The 23,585-nt window shown below is 57.8% G+C and carries 22 protein-coding genes; 9 read left to right on the top strand and 13 right to left on the bottom strand.

Annotated elements, in window-relative coordinates; translation table 11 throughout:
• Positions 1-151: 151 nt before the first annotated feature.
• From V8N38_RS14250 to mdtH, 4 genes are all read right to left on the bottom strand, one after another.
• The gene (locus V8N38_RS14250) at positions 152-1,792 is read right to left on the bottom strand and encodes an ABC1 kinase family protein (protein WP_147839858.1); all 1,641 of its coding nucleotides are present in this window, start codon (positions 1,790-1,792) and stop codon (positions 152-154) included.
• 35 nt (positions 1,793-1,827) lie between these two features.
• Positions 1,828-2,475 carry a glutaredoxin 2 gene (gene grxB / locus V8N38_RS14245; RefSeq protein WP_060423952.1) on the bottom strand — a complete coding sequence of 216 codons (648 nt, stop codon included), beginning with the start codon at positions 2,473-2,475 and terminating at the stop codon, positions 1,828-1,830.
• A 127-nt stretch (positions 2,476-2,602) separates the two neighbouring features.
• A complete protein-coding gene (locus V8N38_RS14240) occupies positions 2,603-2,851 on the bottom strand; it encodes a hypothetical protein (RefSeq protein ID WP_049202450.1) in 249 nt (82 codons plus the stop codon).
• Positions 2,852-2,923: 72 nt separating this feature from the next.
• On the bottom strand, positions 2,924-4,129 hold the full coding sequence (gene mdtH, locus V8N38_RS14235; protein ID WP_070914703.1) for a multidrug efflux MFS transporter MdtH: 1,206 nt from the start codon (positions 4,127-4,129) through the stop codon (positions 2,924-2,926).
• Between the two features lie 345 nt (positions 4,130-4,474).
• Between mdtH and rimJ the strand changes: the two genes are divergently transcribed.
• The 4 genes from rimJ (at position 4,475) to murJ (ending at position 8,268) form a co-directional block, all read left to right on the top strand.
• Positions 4,475-5,059 carry a ribosomal protein S5-alanine N-acetyltransferase gene (gene rimJ, locus V8N38_RS14230; protein WP_025159814.1) on the top strand — a complete coding sequence of 195 codons (585 nt, stop codon included), beginning with the start codon at positions 4,475-4,477 and terminating at the stop codon, positions 5,057-5,059.
• 9 nt (positions 5,060-5,068) lie between these two features.
• A complete protein-coding gene (locus tag V8N38_RS14225; RefSeq protein WP_100395674.1) occupies positions 5,069-5,713 on the top strand; it encodes a YceH family protein in 645 nt (214 codons plus the stop codon).
• On the top strand, positions 5,706-6,626 hold the full coding sequence (locus V8N38_RS14220; RefSeq protein ID WP_147839859.1) for a Gfo/Idh/MocA family protein: 921 nt from the start codon (positions 5,706-5,708) through the stop codon (positions 6,624-6,626). Before V8N38_RS14225 ends, V8N38_RS14220 begins: the two co-directional genes overlap by 8 nt.
• Positions 6,627-6,732: 106 nt before the next feature.
• Positions 6,733-8,268 (top strand): murein biosynthesis integral membrane protein MurJ, encoded by a 1,536-nt coding sequence (murJ, locus tag V8N38_RS14215; RefSeq protein WP_147839860.1) that lies wholly within the window; start codon positions 6,733-6,735, stop codon positions 8,266-8,268.
• A 62-nt stretch (positions 8,269-8,330) separates the two neighbouring features.
• Here murJ and argS read toward each other — a convergent pair whose 3' ends face one another.
• Positions 8,331-10,061 carry an arginine--tRNA ligase gene (gene argS / locus V8N38_RS14210; RefSeq protein WP_060423941.1) on the bottom strand — a complete coding sequence of 577 codons (1,731 nt, stop codon included), beginning with the start codon at positions 10,059-10,061 and terminating at the stop codon, positions 8,331-8,333.
• An 825-nt stretch (positions 10,062-10,886) separates the two neighbouring features.
• On the opposite strand from argS, the gene V8N38_RS14205 reads away from it, so the two are divergent.
• Positions 10,887-11,453: a VOC family protein gene (locus tag V8N38_RS14205; RefSeq protein ID WP_060423939.1), complete on the top strand. Its 567-nt coding sequence runs from the start codon at positions 10,887-10,889 to the stop codon at positions 11,451-11,453.
• Here V8N38_RS14205 and V8N38_RS14200 read toward each other — a convergent pair.
• A complete protein-coding gene (locus V8N38_RS14200) occupies positions 11,450-12,598 on the bottom strand; it encodes a MalY/PatB family protein (RefSeq protein WP_087762682.1) in 1,149 nt (382 codons plus the stop codon). The genes V8N38_RS14205 and V8N38_RS14200 overlap by 4 nt on opposite strands.
• 101 nt (positions 12,599-12,699) lie before the next feature.
• On the opposite strand from V8N38_RS14200, the gene cutC reads away from it, so the two are divergent.
• Complete coding sequence (cutC, locus tag V8N38_RS14195; RefSeq protein ID WP_038877351.1) at positions 12,700-13,458, top strand: copper homeostasis protein CutC; 759 nt, start codon at positions 12,700-12,702, stop codon at positions 13,456-13,458.
• A gap of 271 nt (positions 13,459-13,729) precedes the next feature.
• Here cutC and V8N38_RS14190 read toward each other — a convergent pair whose 3' ends face one another.
• Together V8N38_RS14190 and V8N38_RS14185 are read right to left on the bottom strand one after the other, a co-directional pair.
• Positions 13,730-14,455, bottom strand: coding sequence for an IS3 family transposase (locus V8N38_RS14190; protein WP_147839861.1), 726 nt, complete (start codon positions 14,453-14,455; stop codon positions 13,730-13,732).
• A 130-nt stretch (positions 14,456-14,585) separates the two neighbouring features.
• Positions 14,586-16,406, bottom strand: a complete 1,821-nt coding sequence (locus tag V8N38_RS14185; RefSeq protein ID WP_087762684.1) for an exopolysaccharide biosynthesis protein — start codon at positions 16,404-16,406, stop codon at positions 14,586-14,588.
• Between the two features lie 436 nt (positions 16,407-16,842).
• Here V8N38_RS14185 and V8N38_RS14180 point away from each other — a divergent pair, with 436 nt between their 5' ends.
• Both V8N38_RS14180 and V8N38_RS14175 read left to right on the top strand, forming a co-directional pair.
• Positions 16,843-17,247: a hypothetical protein gene (locus tag V8N38_RS14180; protein WP_060425843.1), complete on the top strand. Its 405-nt coding sequence runs from the start codon at positions 16,843-16,845 to the stop codon at positions 17,245-17,247.
• Entirely contained in the window at positions 17,244-19,334 is a 2,091-nt protein-coding gene (locus V8N38_RS14175) for an FKBP-type peptidyl-prolyl cis-trans isomerase N-terminal domain-containing protein (RefSeq protein ID WP_147839862.1), read from the top strand. The genes V8N38_RS14180 and V8N38_RS14175 overlap by 4 nt, the downstream gene beginning before the upstream one ends.
• Before the next feature lie 36 nt (positions 19,335-19,370).
• On the opposite strand, the gene cmoB is transcribed toward V8N38_RS14175, so the two are convergent.
• The 5 genes from cmoB to V8N38_RS14150 form a co-directional block, all read right to left on the bottom strand.
• Positions 19,371-20,342: a tRNA 5-methoxyuridine(34)/uridine 5-oxyacetic acid(34) synthase CmoB gene (gene cmoB / locus V8N38_RS14170; RefSeq protein WP_060439776.1), complete on the bottom strand. Its 972-nt coding sequence runs from the start codon at positions 20,340-20,342 to the stop codon at positions 19,371-19,373.
• The gene (gene cmoA / locus V8N38_RS14165) at positions 20,339-21,082 is read right to left on the bottom strand and encodes a carboxy-S-adenosyl-L-methionine synthase CmoA (protein ID WP_049202466.1); all 744 of its coding nucleotides are present in this window, start codon (positions 21,080-21,082) and stop codon (positions 20,339-20,341) included. Before cmoA ends, cmoB begins: the two co-directional genes overlap by 4 nt.
• Before the next feature lie 102 nt (positions 21,083-21,184).
• Entirely contained in the window at positions 21,185-21,580 is a 396-nt protein-coding gene (locus V8N38_RS14160) for an MAPEG family protein (RefSeq protein ID WP_004932387.1), read from the bottom strand.
• A gap of 102 nt (positions 21,581-21,682) precedes the next feature.
• Positions 21,683-22,498: a DUF72 domain-containing protein gene (locus V8N38_RS14155; RefSeq protein ID WP_100395852.1), complete on the bottom strand. Its 816-nt coding sequence runs from the start codon at positions 22,496-22,498 to the stop codon at positions 21,683-21,685.
• Between the two features lie 47 nt (positions 22,499-22,545).
• Complete coding sequence (locus V8N38_RS14150; RefSeq protein ID WP_060424110.1) at positions 22,546-23,124, bottom strand: hydrolase; 579 nt, start codon at positions 23,122-23,124, stop codon at positions 22,546-22,548.
• Positions 23,125-23,338: 214 nt separating this feature from the next.
• Between V8N38_RS14150 and V8N38_RS14145 the strand changes: the two genes are divergently transcribed.
• Entirely contained in the window at positions 23,339-23,569 is a 231-nt protein-coding gene (locus V8N38_RS14145) for an FmdB family zinc ribbon protein (RefSeq protein WP_320204121.1), read from the top strand.
• Positions 23,570-23,585: the final 16 nt, after the last annotated feature.

The raw sequence follows: 23,585 nt of genomic DNA, 5'->3' as shown, positions 1-23,585 counted from the left end.
AATGCCTCATTGCGACTGCTGGCGAAAAGTGCTGCAGATAATTGATTAATCATTATAAACGTTCCGCCTGCGCGTGAAAACGGCAGGTGGCGATGTGCAGAGGATAGTGCGCGCAAAAGCGGGCAAGACCTATCGGATAACGCCGAAAGCGTCAGCGCCGCAGCCGCAGCGCCAAGAGAATCACGCCGGCCAGGCAGGCTGCGCCCCCCAACAGCGGGAACAGCGGAATGCCCCACAGTCGCAGCGACGAATGCATCAGATAAGGCGCCAGCCCCAGGGCAAAAGCGGCGGTGACGATGGCGATGGCCAGGGTGACGGCGGCGCGTTCCAGCGCTTTGCTCAGCTGGCCGAGGTTACTGACGTTGATATCGGCATTGAGCCGCCCGCGTTTTAGGCGGCGAACCAATAGCCGCAGCGTTTGCGGCAGCTCTTCTCCGGCATCGAGCGTTTCCCCGCCCAAGGCCAACAGCCGCTGGCGCACGGCGCCGGGGGCGTAGCGCTGCAGCACCGTTTGTTGCAGCATCGGTTTGAGCGTGGCGACGATGTCGAAGGCCGGATCCAATCGGTGCAGCACGCCGTCGGCGGTGATTAATGCCTTGAACAGCAGCACCAGATCGGGCGGCAGCGCCAGCTGGTGTTCGCGCGCCATCACCAGCAGGTCGGTCAAGGCTTTACCCAGCGTCAGGGTGGCGGCGGCCTGTTTGTCGAGAAAGTTTTGTGCCGCCAACTCCAGATCCATCAGGTCCAACGGTTCGCTGTCCGACCAGGCGATCAGCGTGTTGACGATGCCTTCGGACTGGCGATCGGCGATGGCCTGCAGCAGCAGGAGCAACTGGTTGCGCCGCCGCTCGGACAGCTGGCCCACCATGCCGAAGTCGATAAAACCGACGCGGTCACCGCTCAGTGCCATGACGTTGCCGGGGTGCGGATCGGCGTGATACAGCCGATGCTCCAGCACCATGCTCATAAAGGCGCGGGCGCCGCGTTGCGCCAGCAGCGGGCCGTCAAAGCCTGCCGCCGCCAGCTGTTCAGGGCTTTCCGGCGCGGTGCCGGGCAAGTATTCCTGCACTAACAGGCGGGGAGAAGAGTATTGCCAATAGATTTTTGGCACCACCACGTCGGGTTGACGCGCGAACATCCCGGCAACGCGGTCGCAGTTATGCCCTTCGTGGGTCAAGTCCAGCTCGTGATTGAGCGCCGTTGCCAACGCTCGGACCATCTGCCGCGGCCGATAGCGCGCCAGCGCCGGGCTCTGCTGCTCCACGGTCTCCGCCAGCGAGGCCAGCAGCCGCAGATCGGCGTGGATGGTTTTCGCCAGACCGGGCCGCAGCACTTTTACCACCACCTGCTCGCCGCTGTGCAAGTGTGCGCGGTAGATTTGCGCCATCGACGCCGCGGCCAGCGGCGTGCGATCGAATTCGGCAAACCGCTGTTCCGGCTCGCCCCCCAGATCGGCGATGATTTGCGGCGCCAGCGTTTCCCATGGCAACACCGCCGCCTGGCTGTGCAGGCGATCCAGTTCGTCGGTCCAGGCCGGGTCCAGCAGATCAGAGCGCGTGGCCAGGATCTGACCGAATTTGACGAAGGTGGGGCCCAGCGCTTCGAGCGCTTCGCGCAGACGCTCAGGCAGGGTTTGTGCATCCTGCGGGGCAGATTCACCACGGGCGCCGCGCAACAAGGCTCCCAGGCCCAGCAGGCGTAGAACGTCTTGCAGACCATAACGAATCAGAACGGAGGTTATTTCCTTCAGCCGCGCCCGGTCGCGAGCGGTGGCGAGCACCATTTTCAACATCAGTACGCCATGTCCTTATTTGTCATTCTCGAACGTTATTGTTCCATATCCAGCAGCAACGGCACCTCGCTGCGCTGCGCCATGCGGTTGCGGTAGGCTTCCACGTTGTCCGGCAGCGCAACCCCGGCGACGATCGATAACGAGCGCAACAGCGGGAACAGGTGAATGTCGTCCTCGGACAGCTCGCCGTTTACCGCGTCGGCGGAGACGATCAGCGGCGACAGCGCTTGCAGGTCGGCTTCCAGTTCGGCGATCAGATCGGCACTGTTGGCGAGATGTTCGGCAAAATCACCGATAGCCGCCTGTTTTTTATCGATAAAGTAACGGCGGGCGCTGTCGGTGGCGAACTCTTCGAAATCGGCATGCGCAATACGCGGCAGCAGCAATTTGGCGCTGTAACTGCCGACCCGCTGCAGCCACTCGGCAATGGCCGGGTTGGTGCTACCGGTCAGCACCGGCTTGCCGTCCAGGCTATCGACATAGCGCACGATATCCAGGCTTTCCGGCATCGCTTCGCCGTCGTCTTTGATCAGGATTGGCACCATTTTTGTGCCAATCAGGTTGAATGGGGTCGTCTCGTCGTCGTTGAGCAAGGTGACCAGCCGAATCGGCTGGCGCTTCAGGCCGAAAATCATACGGGCTTTAACGCAGAAGGGGCAATGATCGTAAATGAACAGTTTCATGCTTGCTCCGGGTTGTCAGGTTTTAACAGCAATAGTTACCACAGCTTACCGAGGCTGTCTTGAAGCGCGTGTGTTGGATGGTGCGTTATTGCGACATTGCCCGCGCAACAGGCGCGGGCGAGGGGCGTTATTTCTTGGCCGGTACCGAATTGAGCACATCGATCAGGTGAATGCGGGCCTGTTCCAGATCGACCTGATCGCGCTCGTTGGCGGCGGAGACGACCTGCAGCTGTTTGATGATATCGCTTTTCAGCGCGCTGTCGCCGGCGATGATGTGGGCCAGCGCTTTTTCCACTAGGGTGGAGCGCGCATAAATCATGCGCAGGTTCAGTATCATATGTTCGAGCAGTTGCGGTAACTTCGCTTCTTCAATCATGCCGACGGGCTCCTGTGGGGTTTTTACTAACAGGATAGCAGCTGTTGCCGATTCGGCCGGATTTCTATGGCGTTAACCGCCGCGCAGCATCATCGACGCGTTGCCCCGCGGGCTGAATTGCCAGTACAGCGCCAGCAGCGTGGCAAAACCGACGGCCCCGAGCAGCAACCAGGGCAGTTCCGGCATATTCATCGCCCGTCCGGTATCGTACATCCAGCCGCCGCCGGTATAGCCCAATGCGCCGCCCAGCGCCAAACCGAGGCGGCTGAAGCCCATGTAGCTGCCGCGCGCACGCGGATCGGCCAGCGAAGCGCTCAGCGTTTCGCGCGCCGGCTCGGCGATGATCGAGCCCAGATAGAAGCAGCAGATCAGCGTGAAGACCCCCTGCAGGCTGGTGGCGAGACCGATCGGCAGCAGGCTGAGCGTCATCAGCAGCAGACCCGCCATCAGGCGCTGTTCAAGCCGGAAGTGTTTTTCACCCCAACGCGCCAACGGATAGAGCAGCGACAGCGACAGCGCCGCTTCGATCGCGTACATCCATTTCACCGCCGCCGGTGAACCGGCAATTTCGTTGACCACGATAGGCATCATCAGCATCACCTGCACCGCCAGCATGTAGTAACCGGTCAGCGTCAGGACATAGGTGAGGAAGCGGCGATCGCGCAGAACCCGCAACAGGCCTTCTTTCATCGGCACGCGTACGGTGGAGATGCGATAAGCCGGCAGTAACCAGGCATTCCAACCGGCAGCCAGCACGAAGATCGCCGCCCCGACCCAGCAGACAAAGTGAAAGTCGTACTGCAGCAGCCAACTGCCGATCAGCGCGCCGACCACCGCGCCGGCGCTGTCCTGCATCATTAGCAGCGAGAAAAAGCGGCCGCGCTCGTGCGGACGGGTCAGTTTGATCACCAAAGCGGTGCGCGGCGGATCGAATAACGTGCCGCCGAGGGCGGAAAGCGCGCAGGAGAACCACAGGATCCAGGGTTCATCGGCCATCGCCATGGTGGCGAACCCGGCGGCGCGCAGCAACATGCCGGTGACGATCATCGGCTTGGCGCCGAAACGATCGGCAATGGCGCCGCCAAAGATGCCGAGCCCTTGTTGCAACAGCTGGCGCAAACCCAGCGCGATGCCGACGATCAGCGCCGCCCAGCCCAGCTGATCGACGAAGCGGATCGAAATAAGCGGAAAGACGACAAAGAAGCCTAACACCACCAGCAGGTTATCGAGCAACAGAAAATATTTACCCAAGCTGCGCGCTTGCGACACCAGAGACATGCTTCACCATGAGCAATTAAGAAAGAAGGGGAGATAGCCGTTCCATTCTCTACCCAATTCCCGTACGGCGACAGGGGCGGCATAGATAATATTTTTTTATCGTCAAGGTGTTACCTGAGCTGCAAAATTGGCGGAAAAACGCCGTAAAACGCGTATTCGGCGATTTACTGAGCGGCCGGGATTTTACCTCGGGGGCGGGCTACGGTTATATTGAATGCAGGGAAGCGCAGTTCTGCGGCGCTATTGGCAAAATAAAACCATGGCAAAAGATCGGCACAGGATAATGAGCCGCTCGGCTTCCTAATAAATACTTCTTATCGAACCGTTTTGACTGCGGGGGAAATGATGTTCGGCTATCGCTCTGCATCGCCAAAAGTACGTCTTACAACCGACCGGATGGTGGTCCGTTTAGTGCATGAACGGGATGCCTATCGCCTGGCGGATTATTATGCTGAGAACCGGACCTTTCTCAAACCCTGGGAGCCGGTGCGCGACGAAAGCCACTGTTATCCTTCCGGCTGGCAGGCGCGCCTGGGCATGATCACCGAAATGCAAAAGCAGGGCAGCGCCTACTATTTTATCCTGCTCGATCCGGAAGAGCAGGAAGTGCGCGGCGTGGCGAACTTCAGCAACGTGCTGCGCGGTTCGTTTCATGCCTGTTTCCTCGGTTATTCGCTGGGGGAGAAATGGCAGGGGCAAGGGCTGATGTTCGAAGCCTTGCAGTCCGCTATCCGCTATATGCTGCGCCAACAGCGCATGCACCGCATCATGGCCAACTATATGCCTCACAACCAGCGCAGCGGCGCACTGCTGACGCGTCTGGGATTCGAACGTGAAGGTTACGCCAAGGATTACCTGCTGATCGACGGCAAGTGGCAAGACCACGTTTTGACGGCATACACCAATAAAGAGTGGTTACCCCCACGTTGAGGCCAAACGATGAAATATGAATTGAACGCCAAAGAGGCGCGGGTCATCGGCTGCCTGTTAGAAAAACAGGTCACGACCCCGGACCAATACCCGCTTTCGCTTAACGCCATTACCCTGGCGTGCAACCAAAAAACCAACCGCGAGCCGGTAATGGATCTGAGCGAAAGTGAAGTGCAGCAACTGCTCGATCTGTTGCTGCGCAAACATTTCCTGCGCACCCTCAGCGGGTTCGGCAACCGGGTAGTCAAGTATGAACAGCGGTTTTGCAACTCCGAGTTCGGCCAACTGAAACTCTCGCCCGCCGAACTGGCGGTGATCGCCACCTTATTGCTGCGCGGCGCGCAAACGCCGGGCGAGCTGCGCACCCGCACCAACCGGATGCACGAGTTCAACGATGTCAGCGAGGTCGAACAGGTGCTGCAGCAGCTGGCTACGCGCGAAGATGGCCCGTTCGTGGTGCGCCTGGCGCGTGAGCCGGGCAAACGCGAAAGCCGGTTCATGCATCTGTTCAGCGGCCAGATTGATGAAGTGCCGGCGGCGCTTGAGTCTGAGGTCGACGGCGACCTGAGCACCAGGGTCAGCGCATTGGAAAACGAAGTATCGGAATTGAAACGGCTGGTGCAACATCTGTTGGCGAGGGAAGCGAATGACTAAATTGCGTGTGGGCGTGGTGGGATTGGGCAGTATTGCGCAGAAGGCTTACCTGCCAATCCTCGGCCAGGCGGCGGATTGGACGCTGGTGGGCGGTTTTTCGCCCAATCAGCAAAAAGCGCAGCCGCTATGCGACAGCTACCGCATGGCCTGTTTCTCCCGTCTGGACAGCCTGGCCGAACAGTGCGACGCGGTTTTTGTCCACAGCAGCACCGCCAGCCATTTTTCCGTGATAGGCGAGCTGCTGAACCGCGGCGTGCACGTTTACGTCGATAAGCCGCTGGCGGAAACGCTGGAGCAGGGCGAGCAGTTGCTCGAGTTGGCCGAGCGGCGAGGCAAAACGCTGATGGTGGGGTTCAACCGCCGTTTCGCGCCGCTTTACCGGCAGCTCAAACAGCAAATGAACCAGCCGGCTTCCATTCGTATGGACAAGCATCGGACGGACAGCGTCGGCCCGCACGATCTGCGTTTTACCCTGTTGGATGACTATCTGCACGTGGTGGACACCGCGCTGTGGCTGGCGGGCGGGCACGAGCAACTGCTGAGCGGCCGTTTGCAGGCCAACGCCGCCGGTGAAATGCTGTATGCCGAACACCACTTCGCCTGCGGCGACACGCAGGTGACGACCAGCATGCATCGCCGGGGCGGCAGCCAGCGTGAAAGCGTGCAGGCGGTGACCGACGGTGCGCTGTATCAGTTGACCGACATGCGCCACTGGCGGCGTGAAGATGCGCAGGGCGAGTTGGAACAGCCGGTGCCGGGCTGGCAAAGCACGCTGGTGCAACGCGGCTTCGATGGGGCGGTGCGGCATTTCCTCAGCGCCGTCGCCAACCAGAGCGCGCCGGAAACCGGCGGCGAACAGGCGCTGGTCGCCCAGCGGGTGGTCGAGCGTTTGCTGCGGGATAACTCTATGTAACATATGGCGGTAGCTATTCTTTTCCGGATGCGTAAACTGAGCCGATTGTTTCACTGACGCCTGCTGTTGCAGGCGTTGATATTTACGGTACCTATCAGACAACCACATGAACCTACTCAAATCCTTGGCTGCCGTCAGCTCGATGACGATGTTTTCGCGGGTGTTGGGCTTTGCCCGCGATGCAATCGTCGCGCGCGTGTTCGGGGCCGGCATGGCAACGGACGCCTTCTTCGTGGCGTTCAAACTCCCTAATCTGTTACGCCGTATCTTTGCCGAAGGGGCATTTTCGCAGGCCTTCGTGCCGATCCTGGCCGAATACAAGAGCCAGCAGGGTGAAGAGGCGACGCGCACTTTTATCGCCTATGTCTCCGGGCTGTTGACGCTGGTGCTGGCGGTGGTGACGGTGCTGGGGATGCTGGCCGCGCCCTGGGTGATCTATATCACCGCGCCGGGCTTTACCGATACGCCCGACAAGTTTGCCCTGACGTCGGCGCTGCTGCGCATCACATTCCCCTATATTCTGTTGATCTCACTGGCGTCGCTGGTGGGGGCGATCCTCAATACCTGGAACCGCTTCTCGATCCCGGCCTTTGCGCCAACGCTGCTTAACGTCAGCATGATCGGCTTCGCGCTGTTCGCGGCCCCGTATTTCAATCCGCCGGTGCTGGCGCTGGCCTGGGCGGTGGTGGTGGGCGGCGTGCTGCAGCTGGGGTATCAGCTGCCGCACCTGCGCAAGATCGGCATGCTGGTATTGCCGCGCCTCAAGCTGGGCGATGCCGGGGTCTGGCGCGTGATGCGCCAGATGGGGCCGGCGATCCTCGGGGTGTCGGTCAGCCAAATCTCGCTGATCATCAACACCATTTTCGCTTCGTTCCTGGTGTCCGGCTCGGTGTCCTGGATGTACTACGCCGACCGCCTGATGGAGTTTCCTTCCGGCGTGCTGGGCGTGGCCTTGGGCACCATCCTGCTGCCGTCGCTGGCCAAAAGCTTCTCGAGCGGCAACCACGACGAGTATTCGCGCCTGATGGATTGGGGGCTGCGCCTGTGCTTCCTGCTGGCGTTGCCGAGCGCCATTGCGCTCGGCATTTTGGCCAAGCCGCTGACCGTTTCGCTGTTCCAGTATGGCAAATTCAGCGCCTTTGACGCGGCGATGACGCAGCGTGCGCTGGTGGCTTACTCGGTAGGGCTGATGGGGCTGATCGTGGTTAAAGTGCTGGCGCCGGGCTTCTATTCGCGGCAGGACATCAAAACGCCGGTCAAGATCGCCATCATTACGCTGATTATGACGCAGGTGATGAACCTGGCGTTTATTGGCCCGCTGAAGCATGCCGGCCTGGCGCTGTCGATCGGTTTGGCGGCATGTCTGAACGCCTCGCTGCTGTATTGGCAACTGCGCAAGCAGAAGATTTTCCAGCCGCAGCCGGGGTGGGCGCTGTTCCTCACCAAGCTGGTGATCGCCGTGCTGGTGATGTCGGCCGTGTTGATTGGCGCGATGTGGCTGATGCCTGCCTGGGATCAGGGCAACATGCTGGAGCGTTTGCTGCGCTTGGCTGCGGTGGTGGTGGCCGGTGTGTTGGCGTACTTTGGCGTGCTGGCCGGGTTGGGCTTCCGCCCGCGCGATTTTGCTCGCCGGGTCGCCTGAGCCAAAGGCAAGCGTAAAAAAAGGTCGCCTGGGCGACCTTTTTGCTTTCTGGGCGGCGCAGTTTACATGCGTTCGACGGTTTCGATGCCCAGCGTATCCAGACCGGTTTTCAGCGTTTTTGAGGTCAGCAGCGCCAGCTTCAGGCGGCTCTGACGCACTTCTTCGCTGTCGGCGTTCAGGATCTGGCAGTGCTCGTAGAAACCGGAGAACAGGCCGGCCAGATCGTACAGGTAGCTGCACATGACGTGAGGCGTGCCTTCACGCGCGACGGTGGTGAGCACTTCTTCGAACTGCAGCAGGCGGGTGGCCAGCGCAATTTCGCGCTCTTCGGTCAGCGTCAGCGGCAGCGTCAGGCTGGTTTCGTCGATGCCGGCGCGTTTGAATACCGATGCCACACGGGTATAGGCGTATTGCATATAAGGCGCGGTATTGCCTTCGAAGGCCAGCATGTTATCCCAGTCGAAGACATAGTCGGTGGTGCGGCTTTTCGACAGATCGGCGTATTTCACCGCGCCGATGCCGACCACGCGGGCCACGGTTTTCATTTCGTCTTCCGGCATATCCGGGTTTTTGCCGGCGATCAGCTGTTCGGCGCGTTCGATGGCCTCATCCAGCAGGTCGGAGAGCTTCACCGTACCGCCCGAGCGGGTTTTGAACGGCTTGCCGTCTTTGCCCAGCATCATGCCGAACATGTGGTGTTCCAGCGAGACGGACTCCGGCACGTAACCGGCCTTGCGCACGATGGTCCAGGCCTGCATCAGGTGCTGATGCTGACGGGAGTCGATGTAATACAGGACGCGATTGGCACCCAGGGTTTCGTAGCGATACTTGGCGCAGGCGATGTCGGTGGTGGTGTAGAGGTAGCCGCCATCCTTTTTCTGGATGATGACGCCCATCGGATCGCCGTCCTTGTTCTGGTATTCGTCGAGGAACACCACGGTAGCGCCTTCGCTTTCCACCGCCAGCCCTTTGGCTTTCAGATCGGCGACGATGCCCGGCAGCATCGCGTTATACAGACTTTCGCCCATCACGTCGTCTTCGGTCAGCGTGACGTTCAGGCGGTTATAGGTCAGCTGGTTTTGCGCCATGGTGATGTCGACCAGCTTGCGCCACATTTTCAGACAGTACTGATCGCCGCCCTGCAGCTTCACGACGTAAGCGCGCGCGCGTTCGGCGAACTCGGCATCTTCGTCGTAATGCTTCTTGGCTTCGCGGTAGAACTGTTCCAGATCGGACAGGCCCATGTCGCTGGCGTTTTCATTCTGCATTTTTTCCAGGTAGGCAATCAGCATGCCGAACTGGGTGCCCCAGTCGCCGACGTGGTTGGCGCGGATCACTTTATGGCCCAGAAACTCCTGAGTACGTGCCGCGGCGTCGCCGATGATGGTGGAGCGCAGGTGGCCGACGTGCATCTCTTTCGCCACGTTCGGCGCGGAGTAGTCGATAACGATAGTTTGCGGCTCAACCGGTGCGATGCCCAGTTTCGGTGCGTTTAGCACTCGGTCGGCCTGGCGCGCGACCCAGTCGCTGTTCAGGAAGATGTTGATAAAGCCGGGGCCGGCGATTTCCACTTTAGCGGCGACGTCGCCGAGATCCAGCAGTTGCACCACTTTTTCCGCCAGTTGACGGGGCGGCATGCCCAGCTTTTTGGCGACGGACATCACGCCATTGGCCTGGTAATCACCAAACTGCGCCTTGGCGGATGGGCGGACCTGCGCTTCGCAATCGGCTGGCGCGCCAGCGGCGATCAGCGCCTGGCTGACTTTATCTGAAAGAAGAACCTGAATATTCACCGGGTTACCTTAATGACGAACGAGGGGCTGAAGCCAACCCCTGTGGGATTCAACGGTGGCGGGCGCGATGGGCGGCCTCCACAAAACAGCCTGCAATTGTAACCGATCTGACGGAGCCCGTCAGCAGTTGGCGCGGCCGCAGCGATGAAACTGTTGTCGGGTGCGGCGCGTTGATGGCCGGAAGGTGAAAGCAGAATGACCTGACAGAATGTACGAAGGGGAGAGTTGCAAAGCTAGCGCTTTTTATTGCGGCGACCGGCATCCAGCGTGTTGCCGCTGCGTGATTTGAAATGACGGTAGATGGCGTATACGGCGATAATTATCAACACCAAGGATATCGTCAGCAATAACATAATGATCATCTCGAATTTAAATTTCCTCCAAAGTAGCCGAGTTATCTTGGTGAATCAATTGTTCGGGGTTAAATTAAGATAATCCTTAGTTTTTCATCAATTAATTTTGTTTATTTTCTTCTTTTACAATGGGTTGTGATTGTTTTTTGTGTGGGTTTGATAAGTGGGTTAGGGTTGATTAAACCAGACTATTCAATCGGATTGGCCAATGGGCTGCAGAGGGTTTTGTGCAAAATAACTTAAATCATAGCGTCATGAAGAAAAGGTATAATGGATTGCGAAAATTCTTATTTTTTATTTATCTGTTGATTTAATAAGTTGTCATCTTAATAAAAAGCTGGTTTTTATTCTCCCTGTCCGCAACCAAAAATCATTCTGAACGGCTGCTGAAAAACCTCGCAATGCTGGCGAGCGCTGTCGCCACCGTGTAAATTACGGCGTTTCACATACGTTCCGTTGTTTTGAGGTTTCTATGACCACCCCCTTGCAGGCCATTGCCGAGCTGGACGACCTGGTGCTCGACCTGCCGCGTTTCGAGCAGGCATTGCATCAATTTGCCGCCAAATTGCGGCTTGATCTGGCCGCGTTTACCGCCGATCACATCTCTCTGCGCTGTCATCAGAACGCCACTGCCGAACGCTGGCGCCAGGGGCTGATGCAGTGCGGGACACTGCTGTCCGAGTCGATGATCAACGGGCGACCTATCTGTCTGTTCGATTTGTCGCAGCCGCTGGCCGTGGGGCCGTGGCAGATAGACTGCGTCGAGCTGCCGTATCCCGGGGAGAAACGCTATCCGCACGAAGGTTGGGAACACGTCGAATTAGTGCTCAGTGGCGATCCGCAGACGCTGCACGCCCGGGCGTTGAGCTACCTTGCCGATGAAGCGCTGCTGGCCCCGGGGATCAAACTGAAGCAAAGCTCGCCAAAAGGCGAGGGCGAGCGGCTACCGAACCCGACGCTGGCCATCACCGACGGAACGGTGACGATAAAGTTTCATCCTTATTCCATTCGAGATATCGTCGCCAGCGAACAAGGTTAGCCGGGCAGTGCCGCACAGGCTCGCGCCATGCGATCGAGCGCTTCATCGAGCAGGGCCCACCGGCAACCAAAGTTAAGCCGCACAAAGCGCCGATCGCCGAAATCCAAACCGGCGCTTAATCCTACGCCCGCGCGTTCGAAGAACTGATGCGGGTTGTCCACCGGTAAAGCGCTGCAATCGATCCACGCCAGGTAGGTGGCTTCGATTGGCAAAACCGTCAACCCCGGCATGGCGTTGATGCGCTCGGTCAGCCGATCGCGATTGGCACGTAGATAAATCAGCTGCTCGTCCAGCCAGGGCTGCCCGTATTGATAAGCCGCCTGCGCTGCCACCAGCGCCAGCAGATTGACCTCCGGCACGATGCCGCTGCGCGCGCGTTTCAGCCTTTGTCGCAGCGCTTCGTTGGGAACGATCGCCAGTGAAGCGCCCAGCCCGGCAAGATTAAACGTTTTTGACGGCGACATCAGCGTCACGCTGCGTTGGGCCGCATCGTCATTCAGGGTAGCGAAAGGGGTATGCCGCACGCCGGGTTCAAGCAGCAGCTCGCAGTGGATTTCATCGGAACAGACGATTAAATCGTGCTCGCGAGCGAACTGATGGTGCTGCAACAGCTCATCCCGGCGATAAACGGTGCCACCGGGATTCTGCGGGTTGCACAGCAACAGAAGCTTCTCGTTGCCGCTAAGCCGATCACGCATCACGGGGAAGTCCAACACCCAGCGTTGGCCTACCGCCGTTAGCGGCACCGAGAGGTGCTTACGCCCGGCGAATTTGGCCGCTTTGCGGAACGGCGGATAAATGGGAGAGGGGGCCAGCGTGCTCTGGTGTTCTTCGGTGCAGGCTCGCACGCACAGGTTCAGGCCGCACACCAGCCCAGGCAGGAAAATGATCCATTCAGGCTTGATGTGCCAGCCGTAGCGCTCTACCATGCGGCGGGTAAAAACCTCAATAAGATCAGGGGATGGGTGAGTGTAGCCGAATACGCCGTGCGCCACGCGACGCTGCAAGGCTTCGATCACCGCCGGCGGTGAGGTGAAATCACTGTCGGCGACCCAAAGCGGAATAATGTCGCGGTCGCGATATTTATCCCACTTAACGCTGTCACTGTGACTGCGGTCTACCCATTGATCAAAATTGAATGCCATAGTTACAACCCTGAGCCGGTTTATGCCTAAGCATGAGCCTACGTGAGAAATGAAGAAATGAACAATTGCCGCCGTATGTTGGCCGTTATCTGGGGGTGACAATGATAAAACTGGAAGTTTGTTGCTTTAGCGTCGACTGCGCGCTGACGGCCGAACGGGCAGGCGCCGATCGTATCGAGTTGTGCGCCAGCCAGAGCGAGGGGGGATTGACGCCGAGCTATGGCACGCTGCGTCTGGCGCGCGAGCGGGTGGCGATCCCGGTGCATCCGATCGTTCGTCCTCGCGGTGGCGATTTCTGCTACGGCGCGGTGGATTTCGAGGTGATCAAACAGGATCTCCGCCAGATCCGCGAGATGGGGTTCCCCGGCGTAGTGGTCGGCATGCTGGACGAAGAAGGGCACATCGATCTGCCGCGCATGCGCGAAGTGATGAAGCTGTGCGAGGGCATGGCGGTGACGTTCCATCGCGCGTTCGACATGTGCCAAAACCCGATGGTGGCGTTGGAACAACTGACCGAGCTGGGCGTAGCGCGCATTCTAACCTCCGGCCAACAGCAGAGCGCCGAACTGGGCCTGCCGCTGCTGCGAGATTTGCGCCAGGCCAGTCATGGCCCGGTGATCATGGCGGGTGCCGGCGTGCGCCTCAGCAATCTGCACAAGTTTGTCGACATCGGTCTGCATGAACTGCACAGCTCTTCCGGCCATCTGGTGCCATCGACCATGCGTTACCGCAAGGCGGGCGTCACCATGTGCTCCGATAACGAGTTTGACGAATTTAGCCATTATTGCGTGGATGGCGAAATGGTGGAGGCGATGAAAAACGCGCTGGCCTTGGTTGATCCCCTGGCGCAAAGCGCATAATCACGCAGCTAACCGCGTTTGAAAACCGGTTTCCGGGCCGTAAGACCCCTTTGCGTGTCACTGAGCCCTCGGCGATCGCGCAAGTACCAGGCCCCGGCGTTTTGCCGGGGCTTTTTTTATGTCTTTGACCCGTCCTGAATAGCGTTGACACGTTTTCGACTTAAATCCGGAGAACGTGATAATGGCCGAGTTTAAACGCACACAACGCGACTATCCTTTGTCTTTTAAAATTGCTGTTGTTGAGCAGGTTGAAAAAGGCGAAATGTAGTGGTCAAGTAATATTGGCCACGGTTTTACAGTAAGAACGGTATCTGTTCTCTGATTCTTCTGGCGTCAGTCCACCGTTATAATGATGTGGTCTGACGCTATTGTAGTAATTCAATATATAGCGATTGATTTGCCGCCGGGCTTCGTCTTTGCCCACGTAGCCATTCGCTGGTACCCATTCTGTTTTCAGGCTGCGGAAGAAGCGTTCCATCGGGCTGTTATCCCAGCAGTTTCCCCGCCGACTGACGCTTTGCTTTATTCTGTAACGCCAGAGAAGTTGCTGATATTTCAGGCCTGTATACTGGCTTCCCTGATCGCTATGGAACATGACATCACGCGGTTGGCTACGCGTCTCATATGCCATCCGCAGAGCGTTGCTTATCAGTGCTGTATCGGCATTCGCTGACAGACTCCAGCCGATAACTCTGCGGGCAAAAAGATCCATTACGACCGCCAGATAGCACCAGCGATTTCCTGCCCAGATATAAGTAATATCTCCGTACCATACCCGGTCTGGCTCCGGTACAGCGAACTGGCGCTCTCGTCTGAGCTGGCGTACCCAAGATTCAAGCGTGGTAGAACCAACATTAACCGCTTCACTGGCTTGTCGATATGAGTAGCCCTTATCAACGATCAGCTGTGCACATTCCAGCCTGAACTCAGGGGTAAAAGTACGCTTAGTTCTCTTGTTCATTAAGTCACCTATTTTATGTTGAGGTGAGAATATCACCTTTAATCAGGTGGCCAAATTCACTGTGCCACTACACCAGTCGCTAAAATATAAAACGCCCGATGCGGTGCATCAGGCGTTTTACAGGCATAAAAGTGTCAACCTATGCCAGGACTAGTCATGTGGATGATTAGTGCTGTGCATCGGGCGAGAAGTTGAAGACTTCGCCCGGAGTAATGCCGCAGTTTAAAACGCGCACCGCATTATTGCCATTTCCGGGATTGATCAGGATATCGTGGATAGTGCGATTGTTGTTCATGACAAAACGCGCGTAGTAAAGGTTGCCGATGCGTATCCAGGGAATAGCTTCATTGCTCTCGACAGTGTCGGTATAGTTATCGTTGAACGAGCGGGCCCAAATGCCAGTCGAAGCTTGCGCGGTAGATTGATCGCCGATAGAGGATGCGATGGCCCAGAATGTTCTCAGTCCCATGCTCCGATGAATACGTTGACCTAAACCTTTATAAGCCGGGTTATCTCCATTGGCGGTCAGGATATTGCTATCCGCCGTCAGATTTCCGTCAATAAACCAGCCTACAGGCTGTTTGTCAGCACCGATGGCGATCATATTGCTGTTCGTCAAACAATTTAGCGGAGCCGCATGTAGCTGGTAGCTGCGTTGCGCAATGCTCAGTGTGCCTCTAAGAATGTTGTAACCCGCTTCATTGTTCAGACTGCCGTTCGTCCACATTGGCATGACGGTGTTGCTGAATGAAAGTTGATACCCGCCGTTCGCTTCGAAGCGAACGGCCTGAGGAGAGAGTGAACCCTTCGGTCCATTAGCGGTAGCGAAGTTAACATTGCTGATTTGCACTGGGGTGATATTTGATTGGCCAGTAGACTTTCTTAATACCAGGAAGCCCCCAACGGTATCACCATAGTCATTAATATAAGAACCGTTGGCGATTTGAATATTGGCGGAGGAATCCGAGTCGATATCAATTCCGGTACCATTTCTGTCAGCCATGAAATTGCTCAGGCTAAGGCCGCCTAAATAGGAGGTTCCTTGTGTTGTAGTTTTGATAAAGATCTTTTTGCCATAAGAGAACACATTCACCATAAACGTATTGTCGTGGCGATCGAGATTGAAAGCACAAGAACCGGTTACAGCGATAGAGGCAGTCACCGCGTTTTCTGTCGGGCGCACGACGTTGGCATTGACGTGAACATTGGTAAATCTGTTGATGTCCCTGCTTTCATAAACCCTGTAGTCGCAGCGTACTGCCCAACCGTAGATATTCTCAAAGTTGTTGGCTTCTCCACGAGCTTCAACAAAATCATAGGCGCCTACATAACGGCAGTTGGCGACTGACAGAGCGCCGGTTGCGGTAATGGTGGCCCCGTATGGAACAAACGCCTCCGGCTGGGTGGCAGTATATTTCTGATCTGGATAGAGGAACGACCAACCATCAAAGACAACGTTCTTATCGCAGGCGAAACAAACCGCACCTGCCGGCTTTTTGATGATGAAAGCACTATCGTCCGCAAGGCCTGCCCGATTAGGGCCATTGTTTGTAAGACTTGCAGGGCCTTGAGCAAGACCGCGGCGGGATCCTCTGACTGTGATGCCATTAGCGACGTTGATAGGTTGAGTGCTGGTCAGCAGATATTGAGCATTTTCCGAAGCATAGACCACTTTGTTTTTTAAACTCGCGGCATAGTTTAATGTCGCGCTGATTGCTGCGTCAGAGGTGGAAGTGCCACTAGGATCAGCGCCGAAGTGATCGAAAGTCAGTTTCTGATCCAGTCGTTTCCAGCGGGCTCCTCCCGTTGTAACCACCACGGTACCGTTATTGTCCGCACTGGTTGTATCCGTTTTCGCATAATAGAATTCGCCGCCGCCGGTGAAATGTCCGGGGGTGTGAGAAACTAAAAAGACAATCTGGTCATCTGTAACTGGCGTCAGATTACGCAATTCACTGATGTTATTAACACTAATCATATTGTTCATGAAATTTCTCCTGTTGGTTGGCAACACGATTCTCAATCAGGATGGACGTTTCAAAAAGTCGATGAAGTTTGCTGGGTGCTGATACAGCGTGAAGTTCAGGCCGCGGCAATTGGAGCATGCGTTGGCCTGGTACCTTGTCAAGACGCAGCACCGTTTCAACGCTGTTATTCGGTCGGCGGCCCCATCTCTTCTTGCGATCGCCATGCCCTGCTGATAAGTTTGTGAGTTAAAATCCTTTAAATATCATAATATTAAATGATTTTTTGGTATGTATTTCCGTGGTGAATGGTTTGCGTTCTGCCGCTCGTCACCGCGCCGGTATTTTTACCTGTTCATCGCCTGCCTTATGGCCGGAACATCACAGCATCAATTGAGGAGAGCCGTCGGCGCAGCCGCAGGGCGCGTTAACGGCGGACTAAACAAGGAGATAACGATAATGACCCGAACGGCACACTGTTTGAGCGCGGCGCTTTTACTGACGTTGGCCCTGACCGGCTGCCAGACCGCCAAGCGACCTGTTTCTACATTAAGCCAGCCGCCCAGCGCAGAAGAAATTGCGGAACAAGACAAACGGCAGCGTGAGGCCGAGCGCATGCAGCAGTGCCAGCGCGAGTTGGATGCCATGCGCGGCATGGATAACGAAAAATACCAAAAATTCAAACGCGAATTCGATACCTTGATGGGCGGCGCCGCGCAGTATGCCGGGGTACGCCAGCGGGTCAACACGGGCACGCAGGAAACCGTCGACGCCCTGTATCGTTATCGCACCAGCCGTCTTTGCGCGGACATCAGTTCTGCCATGATGACCGGCCTGGCTGAGCGCGGAGAACGCGCCCAATGACCCCTCGTGCAAGAAAGGCCTTACTGAGCCTGATGATACCGCTGGCGTTTGCGCCGGCGGTGGCCGGGGCGGATGACGACGTGCCGGCATTATTGCAGTTTGCCGAGCGTTACCAGCGGCAGGACGCGCCGGCAGCCGAGACCGTGGTTACCCCATCCCAGGAAAGCCAAAAGCCGGCGTCCCGGCCGGTTCAAGCTCGTGAAACGAGCTCACAGAGAAAGCAACTGGCTCAGTTGCAAAAGACGCTGCGCGAGAAAGAGACTCGATTGGAGCAACAGCAAGCCGCTCTTCAATCCCTGCAACAGGAGTTGACCGCGTTGCGGGTTGCGTCGTCCCTGACCGCTGCCGATAAACCGACACCGGCGCCTGATTTGAGCGCGTTGAGCGACTTCGCCAGCGGCGTACGACAGGCACTGAACCTGACGCCGCAGGAGCGCAAGGCTCAGGCGCAGATCGCCGAAGCGCAGGCGGCGTTAGCGCGGCAAAAGCAGCAAACCGAGGAGCGCGACCGGCGCATTGCCTTGCTGGAACAACGGCTGGCGGCGTTGCCTGAACAGGCGGATAAGGCTTGGCAGGAGAAACTGGCGGCGGCCCAGACCACCAACGATAAAGCGCGCCAGCGTTATGAGCAGGATAAAAAAGCGGCCGCCGCTGAGCTGGAACAGCAGAAGGCCGAGGCTGCCAGGCTGACGGGCGAACTGCAGCAGCAGCTGGCGCAGCTGCAAAAAGAGCAGGAGGGCCAACGGCAGCAGGGTGGGCAGCAAGAGAAAAGCCTGAAGACGGCGCTGGCGCAGCAAAAGGCCGAAGCCGCCAAGGCGACGGGTGAACTTCAGCAGCAGCTGGCGCAGCTGCAGAAAGAGCGTGATGATCAACGCCAACAGGTTGAGCAGCAAGAGAAAAGCCTGAAGACGGCGCTGGCGCAGCAAAAGGCCGAAGCCGTCAAGGCGGCGGGTGAACTTCAGCAGCAGCTGGCGCAGCTACAGAAAGAGCGTGATGGTCAACGCCAACAGGCCGAACAGCAAGAGAAAAGCCTGAAGACGGCGCTGGCGCAGCAAAAGGCCGAAGCCGCCAAGGCGGCGGGTGAACTTCAGCAGCAGCTGGCGCAGCTACAGAAAGAGCGTGATGGTCAACGCCAACAGGCCGAGCAGCAAGAGAAAAGCCTGAAGACGGCGCTGGCGCAGCAAAAGGCCGAAGCCGCCAAGGCGACGGGTGAACTGCAGCAGCAGCTGGCGCAGCTGCAGGAAAAAAACAAGACGCAAACCGAACAAGCTAAAGCGTTGGAACAACGTTTGGCGGTGGTAACGGCGGAAAGCGCGCAGGCTGCGCAGCAGCGGGATAAAGCGACACTGCAGGCGGATAAAACGGCAACGGAGCTGGCGGCCGCCCATCAGGCGCAGCAAGCTTTGCAAGACGAGCTGAGCGGGCTGAGATCGCGGGCCAAATGGCTGCCTGATGCGCAGGCGCTCAAGAAAAAGCCGGAACAGCAGAGCTATGCTGCCGGTGTCGCTTTGGGACGCGATATTCAAACGATGCTGGCGGAGCGTAAAAATTGGGGCATCAATCCCGATAAAACCCTGCTGCTGGCGGGCGTGATCGATACCTTCAACGGCCATTACCAACTAAGCGATGCACAGTTGACCCGCGCGCTGGCGGAGTCGGAAAAAACGGTGAACGACGCCAGAAACCAGGCGGCGAAGGTGCAGACCAGCAAGGGCGAGGCGTTCGTCACCGAGTTTAAAAAGAAGAAAGGCACGCAGAAGTCGCCTGCCGGTTTCTGGTATCGCATCGATTATGTGGGTGATGAAGCCATTAAGGAAAACGCACGGGTAGACATTGTGGTGAAAGAGAGCTTAACCGACGGCAGCGTGATTCAGGATATGGATCGCAGTGGGAAGGTGATGTCTCAGCCGCTCTCTGCCTATCCGCCGTTGTTCCGCGAGGCGATCGGCCATCTGAAAAATCATGGTTCGCTGACAATGGTGGTGCCGCCGGCGTTGGCGTACGGAGAAACGGGCTATGCGCCGCAGATCCCGCCGAACGCGACCATGGTGTATGAGCTGCGGATTGTCGATGTCGACAACGGGTAAATTCGGGCCGGCTCAGGCCGGCCCGATTAGCGAACGCTAGGGTTTTTTGGCGGTCAGCACGGCGCGCAGGGGCGCCGGATAGCCTTCGATCGTTTTGCTGCGATCGTTCGGATCGAGGAATTCGGCCAGTGACTCGCTGGTCATCCAGTCGGTGCGGCGCTGCTCTTCGAGGCTGGTGACGCACATATCGGCGATCTTCACGTCGACGAAACCGCACTTCTCCAGCCAGCATTTCAGCGCTTCGGCGGAAGGAATGAAATACACGTTGCGCATCTGTGCATAACGATCGCCCGGCACCAGCACCTGGTGGCGATCGCCTTCCACCACCAGCGTTTCCAGCACCAGCTCCCCTTCAGCCACCAGCTGATTTTTCAGCTGATAGAGATGATCGAGCGGCGAGCGGCGGTGATATAGCACCCCCATTGAGAACACGGTGTCGAACGCCGCCAGATCCGGCAACTGCTCGATGCCGAGCGGCAGCAGGTGGGCGCGTTGATCGCCACCCAACAGCTTGCGCACCGCTTCGAACTGGCACAGGAACAGCTGCATCGGATCGATGCCGACGGCAAAGTGTGCGCCGGCGCCGATCATGCGCCACAGGTGATAGCCGCTGCCGCAGCCGACGTCGAGAATGGTGCGGCCGGCCAGCGGAGAAATGTGCGGCAGCACGCGATCCCACTTCCAGTCGGAATGCCATTCGGTATCGATATCGATGCCATACAGCGAGAACGGCCCTTTACGCCATGGCATCAGGGTGCGCAGCATTTTCTCGATGCCCTCGAGCTGGCCCGGCGACAGGGCAGGCTCCATCTCGGCGCGTACGCCGTGCAGCAGATCGAGGCGGGTTGGGGTCAGCGTCGGCAAATGTTCTACCGAGTTAAACCACTGTTTGAATTTGCCGTGCAGCGATTCGCGTTGCCAGGCGCTGAGCTGCGCAGGCAGGGTGTCCAGCCAATGGCTGAGGGGGCTTTTGGCGATGCGCTGATAGAAATCACCGAACTCGATCATTGCGCATCCCCCGCTTTCAGGGCGATCAGCGAACCGAAGTTGAAGCATTGGAACCACACTTCGGCATGCTCGAACCCGGCTTGATGCAGGCGCGCCTTATGTGCCTCTACCGAGTCGGTCAGCATCACGTTTTCCAGCATGCTGCGTTTTTGGCTGATCTCCAGCTCGCTGTACCCATTGGCGCGTTTGAAATCGTGATGCATGTTGAACAGCAGTTCGCCGACTTCGGCGTCTTCAAAGCTGAACTTCTCCGACAGCACCAGTGCGCCGCCCGGGCGCAGGCCGCGATAAATTTTCTCCAGCAGGCGCAGGCGATCGGCCGGTTCGAGGAACTGCAGCGTAAAGTTCAGCACCACCATCGAGGCGTTCTCGATGTCGATGTCGCGAATGTCGGCTTCGATGACGTCAACCGGCGTGTCGGCGCGGAAGGCGTCAATATGGCGGCGACAACGTTCCACCATCGCCGGCGAATTGTCGACGGCGACGATATTGCAGCCGGGCACCTTGATATTCCGCCGCATCGACAGCGTTGCCGCGCCCAGCGAGCAGCCCAGGTCATATACCCGGCTGTCGGGTTGCACAAAGCGTTCGGCCAGCATGCCGATCATCGAGATGATGTTGGAATAGCCGGGAACGGAGCGTTGGATCATGTCGGGGAACACTTCGGCAACGCGTTCGTCGAAGGTCCAGTCGCCCAATTTGGCGATGGGGGCGGAGAAAAGGGTATCGCGGTTTGGCATAGCGGCAAATCAGTTCAGAATTCGAAGCTGCGTAGTCTAACAGAAAAGCGTAAAAAAGCGGAGCGGAAGCAGGCGGCGCGGCCGCCTGATGATAAAACGGGATCAATGCAGACTGAAAATCAGATCCCAGGGCAGATAGAAGATATTTGCCAGAACCATCAACAGCAAAGAGATATAGGTCGCGGCCATGCCTGAACGGCGCCAGCGAACCTCGCGGTTGCGCAAACCGTAGTAATGCACCAGCCGCCCGGCCATCAGCATCAGGCCGCAGAGGTGAATCATCCAGATTTCCGCGCCGTTCATCTCCATGATCACCAGCAATACGGCAGCGATCGGAATGTATTCAACGGCGTTGCCATGCACGCGGATGGCGGTCTGCAATTCGTAGAACCCGCCGTCGCCGTAGGCTACGCGGTACTGCATCCTTAATCTGACTACGTCATAAGAGAGTTTGATCAACAACAATGCGCCGAGCACCACATAAAGCGCGCTTACCATTTTTAACTCCGTTCCCTAACCAAAACTGGCAGCCAGCATCATAGCCGTCATTGTATTCACTGTCGCGGGGAAATATTTGATGTTATTGGTCAGATTAATAGGTCAAAACAGTGCATCCTGTTCCGGCCAGTCCGGCGGCGCAGGCAAATCGGGGATCGCCAGGCGCAGCTGCTGCCAAATTTTTTGCGCCTGCTGGGGCGAATCGCCGTTGTCCGGCGTATGAATAAACAGATAAGGCTGATGCTGTTGCTGCCACAGCGGCAGTTTTTGCTGCCAGGCTTCGAACCAGCGCAGGTTGTCGGCCAGCTGATCGCCGCCGATAAAGCGCACCAGCGGCTGGTCGGCGGTGACCAGGGCATGCACCGGCAGCTTCGGTTTTTTCTGCTGCGCATCGCGCACGGCGGCGGTATGGGGGGCGGCGTGATGCACCGGGCGGCTGTCGAGGATCACCCGATTGATGCCGCGCTGGTGCAACCCCTGATTCAGCGCACGCTCTGCCTCGCCCTTGGCGAAAAACGCCGGATGACGCACTTCAACACCGTAGGTGAATTCCTTCGGCAGGCTTTCGAAGAATTGCCACATGCGCGGCAGCTCGTCAGGGCCGAAGGCGGCGGGCAACTGCAGCCACAGTTGGCCGATGCGCTGATGCACTGGGCTCAGGCAGTGGTAAAACGCCTGCAGCTCGGCGGCGCAGTTACGCAGGGCAGCCTTGTGGCTGATGTCCGACGGGAATTTGAAGCAGAAGCGAAAATCGTCGCCGGTCATGTCGCGCCAGCGCTGCACGATTTCCAGCTTCGGCAGCGCGTAGAAGGTGGTGTTACCCTCCACGCAGTTGAAGTAGCGGCTGTAATCCGCCAAGTCACGCAGCCCGATGCGGTTCCAGGCCGCATGTTGCCACTGCGGCAATCCGATGTAGATCACGGCGTCGTCTTCCTTTACTGAGATCATCAGGCTACAACTTAACGTTACCGCTCGAGCGCGGCAAGAATTTCGCCGGTGTCGCGCACCCGCGCCAGACGTGGGAAGATGTGTTCGAACGCGAAGCGGTGCATTTCCGCGTTCTGCGCGCTGCAGACGTCTTCGGCGATCACCAGTTCATAGCCGTGTTCCCAGGCGGCGCGCGCGGTGGACTCTACGCCAATATTGGTGGAGATGCCGCCCAGCACCACGGATTTGATGCCGCGGCGGCGCAGCTGTAAATCCAGATCGGTGCCGTAGAAGGCGCCCCATTGGCGTTTGGTGACCAGAATATCGCTGTCATTGACCGCCAGCGGTGCGGGGAACTCCCACCAACTGACCGGCAAGCCGCCGGCGGGCGCGGGAGCCGGTTTGTCCACCGGCTGTTTCAGCGCTTCGGCGAAGGTGTCGGACCAGCCGACGCGCACCAGCAGCACCGGCGCGCCCAGCAGACGAAAACGCGCGGCCAGCAGGGCGGCGTTCGCCACTACCTGGTCGGCGCTGTGCGGGCCGCCGGCGTAGGGCAGAATGCCGTTTTGCAAATCGATCAGCACCAGAGCGGTGGTTTGGGCGTCAAGTTTCAGCATGGATTTCATCTCGTTGCGAAGTGGATAAAAACTGTTCGGCGCGCCAGGCGAGCAGCGTACGGCGCAAACCGGGGGAGAATCAGGCTACGTGAAAAAACTGTCGCAGGTTAATGGGAAATTTGTTAATCGATGTGTTGATTCGAACGAAAACGCGCCATTTAGTGCAGTAACAATGCTGTGTTCGCACTTATCGGGCGGATGAATTTCCTTTATAATGACTCCCTTTTTTCAACACTCTTTAATCCAACGACCTATGCCGATTTATGAATATGCATGTGGTGCTTGCAACCATCGGTTAGAGAAATTGCAAAAATTTTCCGATGCGCCGCTGGCAGACTGCCCGGCGTGTGGGCAGCCCGCGTTGACCAAGTTGATCTCGTCCTCCGGTTTCCAGCTTAAGGGTACCGGCTGGTATGCGACGGATTTTAAACCGGGTAACAAGTAGAATTTATCAGATAACA

Source organism: Serratia nevei (assembly GCF_037948395.1).
In the GTDB taxonomy this organism is placed as follows: Bacteria; Pseudomonadota; Gammaproteobacteria; order Enterobacterales; family Enterobacteriaceae; genus Serratia; species Serratia nevei.
This window is presented reverse-complemented; position numbering and strand designations above follow the sequence as displayed.

What these genes read in the sequence shown, in the direction of transcription:
- V8N38_RS14250 (WP_147839858.1), bottom strand. Translation starts at nt 1,792, where the DNA reads ATGTTGAAAATGGTGCTCGCCACCGCTCGCGACCGGGCGCGGCTGAAG.
- grxB (WP_060423952.1), bottom strand. Translation starts at nt 2,475, where the DNA reads ATGAAACTGTTCATTTACGATCATTGCCCCTTCTGCGTTAAAGCCCGT.
- V8N38_RS14240 (WP_049202450.1), bottom strand. Translation starts at nt 2,851, where the DNA reads ATGATTGAAGAAGCGAAGTTACCGCAACTGCTCGAACATATGATACTG.
- mdtH (WP_070914703.1), bottom strand. Translation starts at nt 4,129, where the DNA reads ATGTCTCTGGTGTCGCAAGCGCGCAGCTTGGGTAAATATTTTCTGTTG.
- rimJ (WP_025159814.1), top strand. Translation starts at nt 4,475, where the DNA reads ATGTTCGGCTATCGCTCTGCATCGCCAAAAGTACGTCTTACAACCGAC.
- V8N38_RS14225 (WP_100395674.1), top strand. Translation starts at nt 5,069, where the DNA reads ATGAAATATGAATTGAACGCCAAAGAGGCGCGGGTCATCGGCTGCCTG.
- V8N38_RS14220 (WP_147839859.1), top strand. Translation starts at nt 5,706, where the DNA reads ATGACTAAATTGCGTGTGGGCGTGGTGGGATTGGGCAGTATTGCGCAG.
- murJ (WP_147839860.1), top strand. Translation starts at nt 6,733, where the DNA reads ATGAACCTACTCAAATCCTTGGCTGCCGTCAGCTCGATGACGATGTTT.
- V8N38_RS14205 (WP_060423939.1), top strand. Translation starts at nt 10,887, where the DNA reads ATGACCACCCCCTTGCAGGCCATTGCCGAGCTGGACGACCTGGTGCTC.
- V8N38_RS14200 (WP_087762682.1), bottom strand. Translation starts at nt 12,598, where the DNA reads ATGGCATTCAATTTTGATCAATGGGTAGACCGCAGTCACAGTGACAGC.
- cutC (WP_038877351.1), top strand. Translation starts at nt 12,700, where the DNA reads ATGATAAAACTGGAAGTTTGTTGCTTTAGCGTCGACTGCGCGCTGACG.
- V8N38_RS14185 (WP_087762684.1), bottom strand. Translation starts at nt 16,406, where the DNA reads ATGAACAATATGATTAGTGTTAATAACATCAGTGAATTGCGTAATCTG.
- V8N38_RS14180 (WP_060425843.1), top strand. Translation starts at nt 16,843, where the DNA reads ATGACCCGAACGGCACACTGTTTGAGCGCGGCGCTTTTACTGACGTTG.
- V8N38_RS14175 (WP_147839862.1), top strand. Translation starts at nt 17,244, where the DNA reads ATGACCCCTCGTGCAAGAAAGGCCTTACTGAGCCTGATGATACCGCTG.
- cmoB (WP_060439776.1), bottom strand. Translation starts at nt 20,342, where the DNA reads ATGATCGAGTTCGGTGATTTCTATCAGCGCATCGCCAAAAGCCCCCTC.
- cmoA (WP_049202466.1), bottom strand. Translation starts at nt 21,082, where the DNA reads ATGCCAAACCGCGATACCCTTTTCTCCGCCCCCATCGCCAAATTGGGC.
- V8N38_RS14160 (WP_004932387.1), bottom strand. Translation starts at nt 21,580, where the DNA reads ATGGTAAGCGCGCTTTATGTGGTGCTCGGCGCATTGTTGTTGATCAAA.
- V8N38_RS14150 (WP_060424110.1), bottom strand. Translation starts at nt 23,124, where the DNA reads ATGCTGAAACTTGACGCCCAAACCACCGCTCTGGTGCTGATCGATTTG.
- V8N38_RS14145 (WP_320204121.1), top strand. Translation starts at nt 23,339, where the DNA reads ATGACTCCCTTTTTTCAACACTCTTTAATCCAACGACCTATGCCGATT.